Here is a 14,843-nt window from a genome sequence, read left to right on the forward strand (position 1 = left end):
CTCCCGCTGCCGGACGACTACCAGGGCGAGATCCCTATCAACGTCTGGTTCAGGAGTGCGCACCATGAAAATCGACAATCACCCCGTAGTTTCTCGAGCAGAATGGCTTCAGGCCCGTGAGGCGTTGCTGCGCCAGGAAAAGGCCTTCACCCGCGAGCGCGACAAGCTCAGTGCCGAGCGCCGTGCGCTGCCCTGGGTACGCATCGAGCAGGTCTACGCCTTCGAGGGACCGGACGGCTGGGAAACCCTGGCCGACCTGTTCGACGGGCGCAGCACGCTGGTGGTCTACCACTTCATGTTCGGTCCCGGCTGGAAGGAGGGCTGCCCGGGTTGCTCATTCCTTGCCGACCATATCGACGGCCCCAACCAGCATCTCAAACACCACGATGTGACCTTGCTCTGCGTGTCGCGGGCGCCTTTGCAGGAGTTCCAGGCTTTCCGCAAGCGCATGGGCTGGACGTTCAAGTGGGTGTCGTCCCAGGGCAGCAGCTTCAACCAGGACTTCGGCGTGGCCGCACGGCGCGAAGACATCGACGCCGGCACCGCGCGCTACAACTACGGCACCAGCAAGGACCCGGGCGAGGACATGCCAGGGCTCAGCGTGTTCTACCGCAACGAGGCGGGGCAGATTTTCCACACCTATTCCACCTACGCCCGGGGACTGGACCTGCTGGTGGGGGCGTACAACTTCCTCGACTTGCTGCCCAAGGGACGGGACGAAGCGGAAATCATGGACTGGATGACCTACCACGACCGCTACGAGGACGAGCCCGCCAAGGTGCACAGCTGCTGCGCGGATTAATGCGTCCAGCGCCGCATTACTGGGGTGATTGGCCGTGTAGCCCGGATGAAATCCGGGGGATGGTCCGCTTCTTTGTGGGGGGGAATTCATTTGCCAAGCAGGCCGCCGGTCTGCCCTGACTGGCCCCGGGGGCAACTGCGTTGCCCTTGGCGAATGAATTCGCACCTACAGGAGGTTTACCGCCTCATGCCAGGGCCGCTGCGGTGGTTATCGGTTTTTCCTTCCGCAGTACCAGTGCGCACAGCGCCGGCAGGAACAGCAGGGTCAGCACGGTGCCCACCAGCACGCCGCCGATCAGCACGTAGGCCAGGGATGACCAGAACACCGAGAAGGTCAGCGGGATGAAGGCCAGGGCGGCGGCCAGGGCCGTGAGCAGTACCGGGCGGGCGCGGCGGACGGTGGCTTCGATGATGGCTTCGCGCAGGGGGCGGCCGTGGGCCCGCTCCTGTTCGATCTGGTCGGTGAAGATCAGGGTATTGCGCATCAGGATGCCGCCGATGCCGATCAGCGCCAGGATGGCGTTGAAGCCGAAGGGCTGGTTGAACAGCAGCAGCGCCGGGATGGCGCCGATCAGACCCAGGGGCGCGGTGGCGAAGACCATGAACATCACGCCGAAGGAACGCACCTGGAACATGATCACCACCAGGGTCAGCAGGATCATCACCGGGAACAGCACGGCGAGCGCCTTGTTCGCCTTGGCGCTTTCTTCCACCGGGCCGGCGATGGTCACCTTGTAGCCCGCCGGCAGCTTGGCGATCAGCGGTTGCAGCTGGGCGTAGACGGCCTTCTCCACATCCGGCGGCTGGGTGCCGGCAACGATGTCGGCGCGCACTTCGAAAGTCGGTTCGCGGTCGCGGCGCTTGAGGATGGGATCTTCCATCACAGGCTGGAAGCGGCCGACTTGTTCGAGCGGCACCGAGACGCCGGCTGAGTTGGTGATGGTCAGGCCCTGGATGCCGCCGAGGTTTTCCCGTTGGGCATTCAGCGCCCGCACCATCACGGCCACGGTGCGTGTGCCTTCACGCACTTCGGTCACCGGGTTGCCGGTGAGCAGGGCATTGAGCTGGCTCTTGACTTCGTTGGGGGTGAAGCCGAGCAGGCGCAGGCGGTCCTGGTCCAGTACCAGGCGATAGGCGCTGCTGCGCTCGCCCCAGTCGACGAAGGTGTCGCGGGTCAGGCTGTTGGCTGCGACCACGGTGCGAACGTCTTCGCTGATCTGGCGCAGGGTGTCGAGGTCCGGGCCAGAAACGCGGAACACGACCGGGAAGGGGACCGGCGGGCCGAACAGCAGTTGGGTGACGCGTACGCGTGCGGACGGGAATTCACCGGCTTCGATGCGCTCACGCATGCGCGCCTTGAGGGCGTCGCGGGCGTCTGAGTTCGCTGTCTGCACGATGATCTTGGCGAAGGCCGGGTCCGGCAGTTCGGGGTTCAGGGACAGGAAGAAGCGCGGTGCGCCGCCACCCACGTAGGCGTCAACCAGCTTGGTCTGCGGTTCGTCCAGCAGGGCCTTTTCCAGCTGCGCGACCACGGCTTCGGTGGCCTTGAACGCGCTGCCCGGCGGCATATAGACCTCGACCAGCAGTTCGGAGCGGTCGGAGTTGGGGAAGAACTGCTTCTTCACCACGCCCATGCCCAGGCCGCTGAGCACGAAGGCCAGCACCACCAGCGCGGTGACCGACTTGCGATGGTTGACGCACCAGGTGACCAGCGCGCGCAGGCGCTGGTAGAGGCGGGTGGCGTAGAGCGCTTCATGGCCGCCGGGCACCGGTTTGATGTTCGGCAGCAGTTTCACCCCCAGGTAGGGCGTGAAGAACACCGCTACCACCCAGGAGGCGATCAGGGCGAAGCCGACGATCCAGAAGATGTTGCCGGCGTATTCCCCGGCGCCGGACTTGGCGAAGCCCACCGGCAGGAAGCCGATCACGGTCACCAGGGTGCCGGTAAGCATGGGCGCGGCGGTGGAGGTCCAGGCGAAGGTGGCGGCCTGGACACGGTCCAGGCCTTCCTCCAGTTTCACCACCATCATTTCGATGGCGATGATGGCGTCGTCCACCAGCAGGCCAAGGGACAAGATCAGCGCGCCGAGAGTGATGCGGTCGAACTCGCGGCCGGTCATCAGCATCACTACGAAGACGATGGACAGGGTCAGCGGCACCGCTGCCGCCACCACCAGGCCGACGCGGAAACCCAGGGCCAGCAGGCTGATCAGCATCACTACGCCGAGGGCGACGAAGAACTTGAGCATGAACTCGTTGACCGCGATGCGGATCTTTTCGGCCTGGTCGGAGACCTTGTCGAAGGTCACGCCAAGCGGCAGCCCGGCGTGGATGCGCTCTTCCTCGGCCTGCAGGGATTTGTCCAGCTCCAGGCCATTGAAATGCTTCTCCATGATCACACCGAGCATCAGCGCCGGCTCGCCCTGGTGGCGGATACGGTAGCTGGGTGGATCTTCATAGCCGCGCTTTACCGTGGCGACGTCGGCGATGCGCAGCAGTTTGCCGTTGGCGTTGATGGGCACGTTCTCGATCAGCTTCAGGCTGTCGAAGGCGCCGTCCAGGCGGATGTAGGCGCGCGGCCCGCTGGTTTCGACGAAGCCCGCCGGGGCCACGCCGTTCTGCTTGCCCAGGGCTTCGAAGATCTGTTCGGGCTTGAGGCCCAGGGTCGCCAGGCGCTCATAGGAGAACTCGACGAAGATGCGCTGGGCCTGTTCGCCGAGGATGTTGACCTTCTTCACACCGGGCAGGTTGAGCAGGCCCTGGCGCAGGTCCTCGGCCATCTGCACCAGTTGGCGGTGGGGCAGTTGCTCGGCTTCGAGGGCATAGAGGGCGAAGTAGACGTCGGAGTATTCGTCGTTGAAGAAAGGCCCGACCACGCCTTGCGGCAGACGCTTGGCTTCGTCGGAGAGCTTCTTGCGGGTCTGGTAGAAGAGCTCTTGGATGTCGCCGGGCCGCGTGGAATCGAGGTACTGGAGCTTCATCGAGACGAAGCCAGGTTGGGCGATGGTTTCAACCCGGTCGTAGAAGTCCAGTTCCTGCAGGCGCTTTTCCAGGCGGTCTGCCACCTGCTCCTGCATTTCCCGCGCGGTGGCGCCGGGCCAGGCGGCGGTGATGGTCATGGTCTTGACCGTGAAGGACGGGTCTTCGGCGCGCCCCAGCTTGCTGAAGGCAATGGCGCCGGCGATCAGGGTGGCGATGATCAGGAAGAGGGTGACGGCGCGGTTCTGCACGGCGAAGGCTGAGAGGTTGAAGCGGCTCATCTCAGTGCTCCAGGGCCAGCGACGGCGCCGGCAGTTCGCGGATGCTGTCGCCGGTGTTCAGCAGGTGGGCACCGAGGGCGACGATGCGCTCGCCGGGTTGCACGCCACCTTCCAGCACGGCCTCTTCCTGCTCCAGTCGCACCACGCGTACCGGTCGCAACTCCACGTTGTTGTCCTTGCCAATCACCCAGACACCGGCGCCCTGGCCCTTGTCATGCAGGGCGCCCAGCGGCACGCGCACCAGCTTCTGCTGGGCCGCGCCATCCAGGCGCAGGGTGACTGTGGAACCGATGGCCAGGGCAGCTGATTCCCCGCCCAGGGTGTAGCGAGCACGGAAGGTGCGCGTGGTGGCGTCCGCTGCGGCGGAGAGTTCGCGCAGGGTGGCGGGCACCGCCTCAGCCGCGGCGCCGTAGGGATAGGCACGGGCCGCGTGGCTGGCCAGGGCGCGCTGGGTTTCCGGGATGTCGATCACCGCTTCGCGAGCGCCGTCATGGGCCAGGCTGGCAACCACCTGACCTTCAGCGACCACCTGTCCGCGGTCCACGCGCACGTCGGTGATCACGCCGTCGGCATCGGCCTTCAAGGTCGAGTAGGCGCGGCGGTTTTCCACCTGGGCGGCTTCGGAGGTGGCAGCGGCTTGCTCGGCCTGGGCCACCCGCAGGCGTGTGGCGGCCTGATCGAATATCTGGCGGGAAACAGCGCCGGTGCCGGCCAGACGGCGGTAGCGGGATTCGTCATCACGCGCCTGGCGCAGTTCGGCTTCGGCGGCGGTAACGCGGTTGCGTGCGGCGCGCAGGGCCAGTTCGAAGTCGGTGTTGTCCAGCACCAACAGCACGTCGCCACGTTTGACGCGGGTGCCCGGGTCCACCTTGCGGGCGATCACTTTGCCGCCGACGCGGAAACCCAGGTCGCTGGCGGTACGCGCTGCCACCACGCCGGTGTAGAGGGCGTCCTGCTGGGCGGCGGCTTGCACCTCCGCCACCAGGACAGCGCGCGGTTGCGGCGCCGAGACGCTGGTGTCGGCCTGACTGTTGCAGCCACTCAGGGCCAGCAGGGCGGCAGGAATCAGGGCGAGAAGGGCGGCGTGCGAACGGTTCATGGAGCGATCCTCTGGTTCGGCGGCACAGGGCGGAAATACCGTGGGTCGAAAATATGATAGGCATAATCTAATTTCGTGTATATATGTCACTCGTAATTTAAATCGTCAGCCCAAGGGCGAAGCGACCAACGGAGGTGCATGCGATGAACAATGAACAACACGCAGTAGAACGCATCGCGGACTGCGGTACGCCGTCCGCCATCAGCAATGACGACTGGCAGGCACTGGAGTGGCAGCTGATGGCCCTGGCGCTGGATGGCGAAGTAGAAGGAGTCCGCGCATGAACCCGTCACGCCTGCTGCTGGTGATCCTCATGGTGCTGACCGCCATGGGCGAGATATCCACCCAACTGATCATTCCCGCCCTGGGCAGCATCGAGCAGGGCCTGGGCGCCGCCCGTGGTGGCAGCCTGGCCGCGCTGTCCGCCTTCGTCGCCGCCTTTGGCGTCGGGCAGTTGCTGCTCGGCCCGCTGTCCGACCGCATTGGCCGTCGCCCGGTGCTGATCGGTGGGCTGAGCCTGTACCTGGTCGCCACGGCCTGGATGCTGCTGGCCGACAGCATGACCGGCTTCATCTACGGGCGCGTGGCCCAGGGCCTCGGCGCCTGCGCCGCGCTGGTGTTGGCGCGGGCCATCGTGCGCGATGTGTGGAAGGCCCAGGCCGCGCCGGCCCTGGCCATGACCGTGATCGGCATGCTCAGTGCCATCGCCCTGGCCCCGATGCTGGGCGGCCTGCTCACGCAATGGGGCGGCTGGCACGCGCCCATCCTGGCCTCATTGACCATTGGCAGCCTGGCTCTGTTGGCGGTGCTGGCCTACTACCGCGAATCCAACCCCAGCCTCGACCCTAAGGCCGGTCATCCGGCGACCCTGGCGCGGGACTACTTCGACCTGCTCAAGCAGCGCTCCAGCCGTGCCCTGGCGTTCACCCTGGCGGGCACCTACGGGGCGATGTTCGCGGTCGTGGCCGGTTCCTCGGCTGTCTATATCGGCCTGCTGGGGTTGAGCGCGGCCGAGTACGGCCTGGCCTTCGGCGCCACCATTTCCGGGTTGATCGCCGGGGCGCTGTTCACCCAGCGCAAGATCATGCAACTGGGCCCGCAGCGTATCGTCGGCATCGGCGTGAGCCTGGTCGCAACAGGGGCCCTTGCCACCTTGCTGGTGCATGCCACGCTCGGGTTGTCGGTGCTCGGCCTCTCGCTGCCGCAGGTGCTGGTGACCCTGGGCGGCGGCATGCTGATCCCGGCGTCGGTAGCCGGCGTGGTCATGCCCAACGCCCACCGCGCGGGTCTCGCCGCCGGCCTGATGGGTTTCGCCCAGATGCTCGGCGCCACCTGCAGCGGCCTGCTGCTCGGCGCCCTGCAGGATGGCACCGCCTGGCCGATGATCGGCCTGCAATCGCTGTTCGCCCTGGCCGCCATCAGTGGGTTCACCCTGATGACTCGCAAGCCGCGCAGCGCAGCGGTATCAGCGGCGGGGTAGGGCGATCGACGCGGGAAGGGCGGATGGATTCGCCCTTGCGCTGATCCGCTGGCGGCCAAGGGGACGGTTCGCCGGACACCCGGGCCGGTCGAATTTGAGCGTTGATAGGCGAGCCGTAGCGTCCAACTACCAAACAGGCCGATCAGCAACAGCGCGCTCAAGGTGAGTTTCCTCATTGCTCGGCTCCTCTGTGGGATCGAGGGGCGACAGAACCTGGTTCCCCTGTCATGTCAGGTTCATGACGATGTGCGAATATACGGTTTCTCGGATGTTTTGCGTGGAGTAGAGAGGCGCAAGTACTCGGGTCAGTGCGGGTTCATTACCCTGCTGGCAAGAATCTCGCTGCTCAGATCGGGTGATCCGGTTGGATAGCTTTACCTGATATTCGAAAAATCATATATTCGATAAACCATATCTGTTTGAAGAAATGGTCATGACTTCCAAAACCCGATGACCAGCAGCAGACCCGACGCTTTCCGCCACACCGTTCACGACATCCATGAACGCATCAAGATGTTCGTTCTGGTGAAAACCAAACGTTGAGACCGCTATGGCCGACCATCTGACCCCCACCACTGTATTCAAATGCCTGGCTGACGAAACCCGCGTGCGCCTGATGCTACTCATCACCCGCGAGGACGAGTTGTGTGTTTGCGAACTCACCTGTGCACTGGATGAGAGCCAGCCGAAGGTTTCCCGTCACCTGGCGCAGTTGCGCACCTGCGGGCTATTGGCAGATCGCCGTCAGGGCCAGTGGGTCTACTACCGCCTGCATCCCAACCTGCCCGACTGGGTACACCGCGTGCTGACCACGGCGCTGGACGCCAACCGGCACTGGCTGAGCCCCGACGCGAAGCGGCTGGAAGGCATGGGCGAGCGTCCCGAGCGCGTCGCTGCCTGCTGCTGAGTTTGCCTGCCCGGCGTTATCAGGCCCGGTGATCAAGACCCACTGGTGTCTGGCCGACCCATCGGATTCTCAGGGCTGCCCTGGGGAAATCGAACAACGTTCCATTTGATCCACGCACTTTTTCGAGAACACGAGCATGAGCATCAAAGTCGGTATCAACGGTTTCGGTCGCATCGGTCGCCTGGCGCTGCGCGCTGCCTGGGACTGGCCGGAGTTCGAGTTTGTCCGCATCAATGACGTCGCGGGTGACGCCGCCACCCACGCCCATCTGCTGAACTTCGATTCGGTTCATGGCCGCTGGCAGCACGAAGCCAGTGCCGAAGGCGACTGCGTGTTGATCGGCGGCAAGCGCATCCCGGTCACGGCCAACAAAGCCATCGCCGACACCGACTGGTCCGATTGCGATCTGGTGATCGAGGCCAGCGGCAAGATGAAAACCGTCGCCGTGCTCCAGGCCTATCTGGACCGGGGCGTGAAGCGAGTGGTGGTCAGTGCGCCGGTCAAGGAGAAGGGCGCGCTCAACGTAGTGATGGGGGTCAACCAGCACCTGTTCGACCCGGCGCAGCACCGCATCGTCACCGCCGCGTCCTGCACCACCAACTGCCTGGCGCCGGTGGTCAAGGTGATCCACGAGAGCCTCGGCATCCGCCACGGTTCCATCACCACCATCCACGACCTGACCAATACCCAGAGCATTCTCGACCAGCCGCACAAGGACCTGCGCCGCGCCCGTGCCTCGGGCATGAGCCTGATTCCCACCACCACCGGTTCGGCCACCGCCATCGCAGAGATCTTCCCCGAGCTGCGCGGCCGCTTGAATGGTCACGCCGTGCGGGTGCCGCTGGCCAACGCATCCTTGACCGACTGCGTGTTCGAAGTGGAACGCGCAACCACGGTGGAGGAGGTCAACCAGCTCCTCAGGGCAGCATCGGAGAATGAACTGAAGGGCATTCTCGGCTATGAAGAGCGCCCGCTGGTGTCCATCGACTACCGCACCGACCCGCGCTCGTCGATCATCGACGCACTGTCGACCATGGTGGTCAACGGCACCCAGGTGAAGCTCTATGCCTGGTACGACAATGAATGGGGCTACGCCAACCGCACTGTCGAGCTGGCCCGGCTGGTCGGTCTGGCCGGTTGATCGCACCGGTAGCCCGCATGAAATCCGGGAATGCCCCGAAGCACATTTCCCCGGATGGATATCCGGGCTACCCGCCAGGAGTGGAACCCGATGAAGGCGTTGTCCGGCCTGTCCCCTGAAGTGCGCCAGTACCTGCTAGTGACCGGCAACTACTGGGCCTTCACCCTCACCGACGGTGCCTTGCGCATGTTGGTGGTGCTGCACTTCCACACCCTGGGCTACACGCCACTTCAGATCGCCGCGCTGTTCCTGTTCTACGAGATCTTCGGTGTCATCACCAACCTGCTGGGCGGCTACCTCGGCGCGCGCGTGGGGCTGAACCGCACCATGAACATCGGCCTCGGGATGCAGGTCATCGCGCTGCTGATGCTCACGGTGCCTGCCGCCTGGCTCACCATCCCCTGGGTGATGGGTGCCCAGGCGTTGTCGGGCATCGCCAAGGACCTCAACAAAATGAGCGCCAAGAGCTCCATCAAGCTCCTGGTGCCAGACAGCCAGCAGGGCACGCTCTACAAGTGGGTGGCGATCCTCACCGGCTCCAAGAACGCGCTCAAGGGCGTGGGCTTCTTCCTGGGTGGGGCGCTGCTGGCCCTGCTGGGATTCACGGGCGCGGTCCTGGCCATGGCGGTCGTGCTGAGCTTGATCTGGCTCGGCAGTCTGGTGCTGCTGAAGAAGGATCTGGGCAAGGCCAAGGTCAAGCCGAAGTTCCGCGACATGCTGTCCAAGAGTCGGGCCATCAACATCCTCTCGGCGGCCCGGCTGTTCCTCTTCGGGGCTCGCGACGTCTGGTTCGTGGTCGCGCTGCCGGTGTACCTGAGCACCGTTTTCGGCTGGGACTTCTGGCTGGTCGGCGGCTTCCTCGCCGCGTGGGTCATCGGCTACGGCATCGTGCAGTCCTTTGCGCCGGCCATCACCGGCAAACGGCGTGGGCATGTACCGGACGGCCGCGCGGCTTTCCTATGGGCAAGCTTGCTGGCGGCGTTAGCCGCCGCCATTGCGGTTGGCCTTTCAAGCGGCTGGTCGGCCCAGGTGGTGCTGCTGGGTGGGCTGATGCTGTTCGGTGCGCTGTTCGCCGTGAACTCCTCCCTGCACAGCTACCTGATCGTCAGCTATGCCAAGGAAGACGGCGTATCCCTGGACGTGGGCTTCTACTACATGTCCAACGCGCTGGGGAGGCTGATCGGAACCCTGCTGTCCGGCTGGATCTACCAGGCCTATGGGCTGGAGGCGTGCTTGTGGGTCTCCACGGCTTTCGTGGTGTTGGCCGCAACCATCTCCATCGGCTTGCCCAGGCACTCGCAGAACCTGCAGTCGGCGTGACGGGGTTATCGCTGGAGCGATTCTGAGCACGGCTGGGTTTGAGAAGCGGAAGGCGGGAAAGGCGACCGAACCGGAGTTGTTTGATCGACTCGATGTGGGTATGCGCAAGCGTCCGCCTCTGTCCGATCCCTGCTAGTTGTGGTCGATAGAGCTCGAGCTGCTCCAGTCATTCGCAGGTGCCCGCGGCTGTTCAGTCCTGTTTGATGATTTGGATGAGCTTGCTGAAAATTTCTTCGAATGCGGCCATGGTGACCGGCCCTCATGGTGGTTGGCAGTTTGGTGAAGCAAACAACAGCCGCGCAAAGACGGGAAAATTCCCTATACACATCGCCGACCTCAAAGGAGGAGTTCCGTGTTACTTGCGCGCCGGATTTTGTATAGTTCTAGCTTGCTCCGAACTCCACCGATCGCCAGACACCGCCTGCTGTGGCGATCAGCTTATCGTTGACCCGAAGCTCGCCAGAAAGGAATACCAAGTTACCGGTAATCCTGTTGACTGTTGCAGTGCCAACAACCCAGTCACCTGCTTTTGCTCCGGCAACAAAGTTAGTGTGCAACCCCACAGTGATGCATGGCTTGTTGCCAACCGCGTGAAAGGCGGTGCCGCCTAGAGTATGGTCAAGGAAGGTCATAACCATTCCTCCATGCAGGCGCCCTAGCGGGTTCAGATGCCTCTGCTGTACTAGGAACTTAAATGACCAAGTATTTTCCTCGTTCTTGTGTAACAACGGACCAACCGTTTGCTCAAAGGTGTCGTAGGGGAAAAGCTTGGGGAACGGTTCGTACCCATCAGGGTTTTTATTGTCCTCAGCCACAAAGTCGTCCATAACTACCTCAGCAAAGTTGTTCTGGTGAAATTTATAGAGCGCTCATCCATCATCCAGCGCCATAGCGGTGGAGTAAGAGCAACTGCTGCCATGGTGAAGTAGCCGTAAGGCATCACAGGTGCAGCAGGTTGTTGGCTCAGTAACTGGAAGGGTTTGGCAGGATTAACGTGGTGGTCTGAATGATACCCTAGGTTAAATAGGGCATAATTGGTTAGCGAGTAATTGTCCCAGGAGCTTGTGTAGTCAGCGCGATGGCTGTGTGGACTACGCGTCAGTCCGTAGTGCTGAATATAGTTAACTGTTTCAAGCACAAAAATTGCAATGATGCCCTGCGTCATGAACACAGCGAGCGCGATAGGCCCAAGTAGGAGTAGGACTGCTGCGTAGATTAAACTCTGGATTCCCCATAGAGCGATAACGCGGTTGTGAATAAGGTGGTATTTATGGTTTGAGCGGATTGCAGACCGGCTGCATTCTTTCTTCCATACTGACATTCCGCCGGAGAAAATTGACCGAATGTAAAAGATATAGATAGTTTGGCCGCGTTGAGCTGAGGAGTGGTCACTCTCTGTCGCTACGTTGGGGTGGTGGCTGTACAAATGTTGAAGTTTGAAGTGAGGGTAGCTCGCCAGAAACATAAGTGCGGTTCCTAAATATCGATCAACAGCAGGTCGGCGATGAAATAACTCATGAGCTAAAACTATCCCAACGATTCCTGTGGACAGTCCGCAGGAGTAAATCAGAACGATCTTTTCGCCGACTGTAAATGTGCCGTAAGGGATTGTGGCGATTGTGATGATTACCACAATGATGACGACTGCAGCTGTGGCTCGAGCGAGGAGTTCAGGTGCTGTCGAGAGATTGGTTACTTTGTTTTTGCGTACAGTTGGTTTTGTCAGTATCTCAACAGCAGGGTAGACAACTGCACTTAGAATGACAGTGGAGTAGACCCAGTTGCCACCCATCCACAAGCCGAGCCCAACAGACAAAGGATGAAGCAATGCAAGGCAATACGCATAGTTACGAATCATCAGATGGACTCCACAAGCATGCCTACTGGAGTGAATGGTGTGACGCTATATGGCAAGTCGGCAAGTTCAATAATAAACCTCATCTCTTGGATGCTATAAGCGCGCCTGTGCGAGATTATTCCGTCGTTTATGAAGCTTTTTGAGTAGAAAGGGGAAAGTAGCCTTACGAAGGTGGGTCCGTAAAATGTGCGTCTCAGGTCGAAAATTAAAACCTTTTTTGCAACTCTCTTCAACTCTGTAAGAAGTTTGATAACCATGTCCACTGGAAAATGGTGTAGAGCCTGACAGTTGAGAGCGAGATCAAAATGCACGTCTGGGTATGGGAGGTCAGTGGCGTCGGCAATAGCCCACTTAATATTCATGTTTCCGAATTCTTCTTTGTTCGTCTCAATGTGGCGCTGTGAAATATCACTTCCTATCGCGTTGATGCGTAAGCCAGTATTTTCTGCTTTCAACAACAAGCTCCTGAGCAGCCAGCAGCTTCCACCGCAGACTTCGATTGCCGAAACTTTGTCATTGGGCTGTATTCGCAGTTGATTCAGAGCAATTTTGGTCAGCTTTCGTTGGAGGCCGGAAGAGCTTGCGAGCTCTTCCAGATCTTTGACTACCTCGGCTGCAGACTCACTGTCGGGGAACAGATCAAGAATTTCGGATTCCTCTCGATATATCAGCTTGCCAATCAGGCCGAGGTGCTGCTGGCGATACGTTGCAAACCGCTCTTCAAACACTGACATGGGACAGGATTCCGTGTCGTACCGTGTTGTGCAGGCTTTCGGCTTGTTTACGTCGCTGACGAATTGCATTCATCGTCTTTTGCTGGTGAAAATATCGATCAGAACGCTCTTTTAAGTAGGCAGCTGCTGACCTCTCACTGGTTCGGTAATACATGATCCAGTCGTCGACGTCGTCTCGCCCCAACAGGTGCAGGGGAGGGTGATCAATCGGGACTAGGCCGAACTCTACAAAGTATCTGAGCGTCTGATATCGGGTAATCCCAACTACGAAGTCGAAGCCACCATCGATTGCTCGCGTTGCTGCTTCTCTCAGCAGAATGCCGATCGCAATGCTGCCGCGAAGCTTTGGTGTTAGAACAACGTTCGTTGCTTCAAGCAGCTTTGGTATCTGCCCGATATCAGGCAGGTACCGAAGGTATGGCTTAGTTTCGGAGTCCTGCTGGGGCTCGCACAGGCCAAGCGTCCCTTCCATATTTCCGTTAAAGAAAAGGCCGAAGCACTGGGTGTCTGGCCCAGGTAAAATCGATGGTTTGAAAAAACCGAGCGTTTCGTATGACTGTCTGAGGATCTTTTCATACTGCTTCATCAGGCCCAGATCCGACCGATCGATCTCCAAAACCGAATAATTACCCGCGTCATAATGATCTTTCATTTCAGTGCTCCGGCTTGCGCATTACGCCACTACCGACTCAAGAGCCGGTTGATCTATTTCGCCTGACGCCAGTACGTCATTGAAGAGTTGGCCGTAGAGCCGGAAAGTCATCCGGCGCGCATGTGCTACGAGCTCTACCTCGTCGTCATGAATCAGTTCGATCGCATCAACGGCTTCCTGCAGGTGCTTCGCGTCGAAGCCACCGTGGCTGCGCAGAAAGGTCACCGCATTACTTGGCATCCCATATTTTTCCACCATGACATCAGCGAACATGGTTCCAAAATCGGCTCCAAGGCCCTCGGTAGCTGTGGCAACCCCAAGGATGCCAACAGGGTTACCGTACGTTGCCATGAAATAGTTCTGTGTGATCAAGCCCCAGGCGCCTGCGGAAGGCTGAGAGTTGAGAACGATCTCCGGATCGAGGTCGATGTTCTTGAGATCCTTGATGCAGAAGAGGTCGTGGCCGTTTTCCTCAAGAACCTGCTCAAAAAACCAGTTGCGGAGATCCCGACGATCATCGGTCAGGCGAGCGCCACCCAATGCCAACATTCGGGATGTATGACGCACTAGATGGTAGGTCTCACGAAGATAGGCTGCATAATGATTCTTGGTCATGTCGCCGCTCGCAACGATCTTGAGCAGTGGATTGCTCTCTACAAACTCCTTGTATTCCTTCGTTGTTCTTTCAACAATCAGATTAAACTTATTCATATTGAGGCCCTGTGAGATTGGAGTCCTCAACGATAGTCGCCACCACCTAAGGATTTGAATAGGAAAAATGTACTAGGATGCCCGGTGAGCGCGGAAGGATGGGATAGGTTGTGAAAGTTTCTCGCTTCAGACTGGACTTCAGTGCCGGTTTTCTTTGAGCGCGGCCAATTGATCCATAACACTTAAATCATCCGCGTTTCTTTTTCGCTGCTGCGAGCACTTCGCGGCAGCCATTTCGTGCATTGCAGGTACACTTCGGCGAAAATGCCGGTGCGCCATCGAGTGGTTCGACAGAGCGAATTAGGTCACCAGCTGCGATGAGTTTTTGTCTAGGCCCCGGAGACGCACGTTGGTTTAGCCAAACTGCCGTTGAACCACGCGGAACGGGTATTCGACTTTGGCACGGATCTGGGCCTTGGCCTTCTCGATCTTGCGGGGAGCGTTGTACGAGGTACTGCCCTTGCCATGCTTCTTGTAGGTGCTGCGCCGAGCCTAGATCTGCCAGATGACTTTGCGACCTTCATGTTCAGGCTGTTATTTAACTCCGTTAAAACTGGCGTCAGCACACACCGCGCTTTCCTGGTCGTGCAGCAGTTTGTAGTCCTGGGTGATATTTGCGAAATCGGCTGCGGTAACTACTGCGCTGTGCATCAGGCCCGATTCTTCGGCAGAGCTAATGTGGGTTTTCGCGCCGATTCATTTCCGTGCGGGCCAAGTGCATGAAAGAGGAAGTTTCAAGATCCATTATCGGGGCCTGCAGGAAGCCGGGGATTTCACCGGCGAAGGCATGGTAAACGCTACCTTCCACTGCGACAAACTGCACTAGTTCGAGTCCATCTTCGTCCAGGTGTGCGTCTGGGAGACTGAAGGCCGGATCGTG

13 protein-coding genes and 2 pseudogenes are annotated in these 14,843 nt (G+C 60.3%); 7 read left to right on the plus strand and 8 right to left on the minus strand.

Features of this window, described 5'->3' with window-relative positions:
* Window positions 1-64: 64 nt before the first annotated feature.
* Complete coding sequence (locus E8F20_RS27500; protein ID WP_280286577.1) at window positions 65-802, plus strand: thioredoxin family protein; 738 nt, start codon at window positions 65-67, stop codon at window positions 800-802.
* Between the two features lie 184 nt (window positions 803-986).
* Here E8F20_RS27500 and E8F20_RS27505 read toward each other — a convergent pair whose 3' ends face one another.
* Complete coding sequence (locus E8F20_RS27505) at window positions 987-4,061, minus strand: efflux RND transporter permease subunit (protein WP_280286578.1); 3,075 nt, start codon at window positions 4,059-4,061, stop codon at window positions 987-989.
* 1 nt (window position 4,062) lies between these two features.
* Window positions 4,063-5,160, minus strand: a complete 1,098-nt coding sequence (locus E8F20_RS27510; RefSeq protein ID WP_280286579.1) for an efflux RND transporter periplasmic adaptor subunit — start codon at window positions 5,158-5,160, stop codon at window positions 4,063-4,065.
* Between the two features lie 143 nt (window positions 5,161-5,303).
* Here E8F20_RS27510 and E8F20_RS27515 point away from each other — a divergent pair, with 143 nt between their 5' ends.
* From E8F20_RS27515 to arsJ, 6 genes and pseudogenes are all read left to right on the plus strand, one after another.
* The gene (locus E8F20_RS27515) at window positions 5,304-5,444 is read left to right on the plus strand and encodes a hypothetical protein (RefSeq protein ID WP_280286580.1); all 141 of its coding nucleotides are present in this window, start codon (window positions 5,304-5,306) and stop codon (window positions 5,442-5,444) included.
* Window positions 5,441-6,640: an MFS transporter gene (locus tag E8F20_RS27520; protein ID WP_280286581.1), complete on the plus strand. Its 1,200-nt coding sequence runs from the start codon at window positions 5,441-5,443 to the stop codon at window positions 6,638-6,640. The genes E8F20_RS27515 and E8F20_RS27520 overlap by 4 nt, the downstream gene beginning before the upstream one ends.
* A 435-nt stretch (window positions 6,641-7,075) precedes the next feature.
* Window positions 7,076-7,183 (plus strand): annotated as a pseudogene (locus tag E8F20_RS27525) (arsenate reductase ArsC); the annotation flags it as partial.
* Between the two features lie 7 nt (window positions 7,184-7,190).
* The gene (locus E8F20_RS27530) at window positions 7,191-7,547 is read left to right on the plus strand and encodes a metalloregulator ArsR/SmtB family transcription factor (protein ID WP_280286583.1); all 357 of its coding nucleotides are present in this window, start codon (window positions 7,191-7,193) and stop codon (window positions 7,545-7,547) included.
* Between the two features lie 136 nt (window positions 7,548-7,683).
* A complete protein-coding gene (locus E8F20_RS27535; protein WP_280286584.1) occupies window positions 7,684-8,688 on the plus strand; it encodes an ArsJ-associated glyceraldehyde-3-phosphate dehydrogenase in 1,005 nt (334 codons plus the stop codon).
* A 90-nt stretch (window positions 8,689-8,778) separates the two neighbouring features.
* Entirely contained in the window at window positions 8,779-10,008 is a 1,230-nt protein-coding gene (arsJ, locus tag E8F20_RS27540; RefSeq protein WP_280286678.1) for an organoarsenical effux MFS transporter ArsJ, read from the plus strand.
* A 383-nt stretch (window positions 10,009-10,391) separates the two neighbouring features.
* Here arsJ and E8F20_RS27545 read toward each other — a convergent pair whose 3' ends face one another.
* The 6 genes and pseudogenes from E8F20_RS27545 to E8F20_RS27570 all read right to left on the minus strand — a co-directional run.
* Window positions 10,392-10,835, minus strand: coding sequence for a PaaI family thioesterase (locus E8F20_RS27545; RefSeq protein ID WP_280286585.1), 444 nt, complete (start codon window positions 10,833-10,835; stop codon window positions 10,392-10,394).
* Between the two features lie 2 nt (window positions 10,836-10,837).
* Window positions 10,838-11,866, minus strand: coding sequence for an alkane 1-monooxygenase (locus tag E8F20_RS27550; protein WP_280286586.1), 1,029 nt, complete (start codon window positions 11,864-11,866; stop codon window positions 10,838-10,840).
* Window positions 11,866-12,600 (minus strand): class I SAM-dependent methyltransferase, encoded by a 735-nt coding sequence (locus tag E8F20_RS27555; RefSeq protein ID WP_280286587.1) that lies wholly within the window; start codon window positions 12,598-12,600, stop codon window positions 11,866-11,868. The genes E8F20_RS27550 and E8F20_RS27555 overlap by 1 nt, the downstream gene beginning before the upstream one ends.
* Window positions 12,587-13,252 carry a hypothetical protein gene (locus E8F20_RS27560; RefSeq protein WP_280286588.1) on the minus strand — a complete coding sequence of 222 codons (666 nt, stop codon included), beginning with the start codon at window positions 13,250-13,252 and terminating at the stop codon, window positions 12,587-12,589. The genes E8F20_RS27555 and E8F20_RS27560 overlap by 14 nt, the downstream gene beginning before the upstream one ends.
* A gap of 21 nt (window positions 13,253-13,273) precedes the next feature.
* On the minus strand, window positions 13,274-13,963 hold the full coding sequence (locus E8F20_RS27565; protein WP_280286589.1) for an iron-containing redox enzyme family protein: 690 nt from the start codon (window positions 13,961-13,963) through the stop codon (window positions 13,274-13,276).
* Between the two features lie 303 nt (window positions 13,964-14,266).
* Window positions 14,267-14,656, minus strand: a pseudogene (locus E8F20_RS27570) (transposase); the annotation flags it as partial.
* Between the last annotated feature and the right edge of the window lie 187 nt (window positions 14,657-14,843).

The sequence above is a fragment of the Pseudomonas sp. BN415 genome, from assembly GCF_029871195.1.
Taxonomy (GTDB): Bacteria; Pseudomonadota; Gammaproteobacteria; order Pseudomonadales; family Pseudomonadaceae; genus Metapseudomonas; species Metapseudomonas resinovorans.

What these genes read in the sequence shown, in the direction of transcription:
- E8F20_RS27500 (WP_280286577.1), top strand. Translation starts at nt 65, where the DNA reads ATGAAAATCGACAATCACCCCGTAGTTTCTCGAGCAGAATGGCTTCAG.
- E8F20_RS27505 (WP_280286578.1), bottom strand. Translation starts at nt 4,061, where the DNA reads ATGAGCCGCTTCAACCTCTCAGCCTTCGCCGTGCAGAACCGCGCCGTC.
- E8F20_RS27510 (WP_280286579.1), bottom strand. Translation starts at nt 5,160, where the DNA reads ATGAACCGTTCGCACGCCGCCCTTCTCGCCCTGATTCCTGCCGCCCTG.
- E8F20_RS27515 (WP_280286580.1), top strand. Translation starts at nt 5,304, where the DNA reads ATGAACAATGAACAACACGCAGTAGAACGCATCGCGGACTGCGGTACG.
- E8F20_RS27520 (WP_280286581.1), top strand. Translation starts at nt 5,441, where the DNA reads ATGAACCCGTCACGCCTGCTGCTGGTGATCCTCATGGTGCTGACCGCC.
- E8F20_RS27530 (WP_280286583.1), top strand. Translation starts at nt 7,191, where the DNA reads ATGGCCGACCATCTGACCCCCACCACTGTATTCAAATGCCTGGCTGAC.
- E8F20_RS27535 (WP_280286584.1), top strand. Translation starts at nt 7,684, where the DNA reads ATGAGCATCAAAGTCGGTATCAACGGTTTCGGTCGCATCGGTCGCCTG.
- arsJ (WP_280286678.1), top strand. Translation starts at nt 8,779, where the DNA reads ATGAAGGCGTTGTCCGGCCTGTCCCCTGAAGTGCGCCAGTACCTGCTA.
- E8F20_RS27545 (WP_280286585.1), bottom strand. Translation starts at nt 10,835, where the DNA reads ATGGACGACTTTGTGGCTGAGGACAATAAAAACCCTGATGGGTACGAA.
- E8F20_RS27550 (WP_280286586.1), bottom strand. Translation starts at nt 11,866, where the DNA reads ATGATTCGTAACTATGCGTATTGCCTTGCATTGCTTCATCCTTTGTCT.
- E8F20_RS27555 (WP_280286587.1), bottom strand. Translation starts at nt 12,600, where the DNA reads ATGTCAGTGTTTGAAGAGCGGTTTGCAACGTATCGCCAGCAGCACCTC.
- E8F20_RS27560 (WP_280286588.1), bottom strand. Translation starts at nt 13,252, where the DNA reads ATGAAAGATCATTATGACGCGGGTAATTATTCGGTTTTGGAGATCGAT.
- E8F20_RS27565 (WP_280286589.1), bottom strand. Translation starts at nt 13,963, where the DNA reads ATGAATAAGTTTAATCTGATTGTTGAAAGAACAACGAAGGAATACAAG.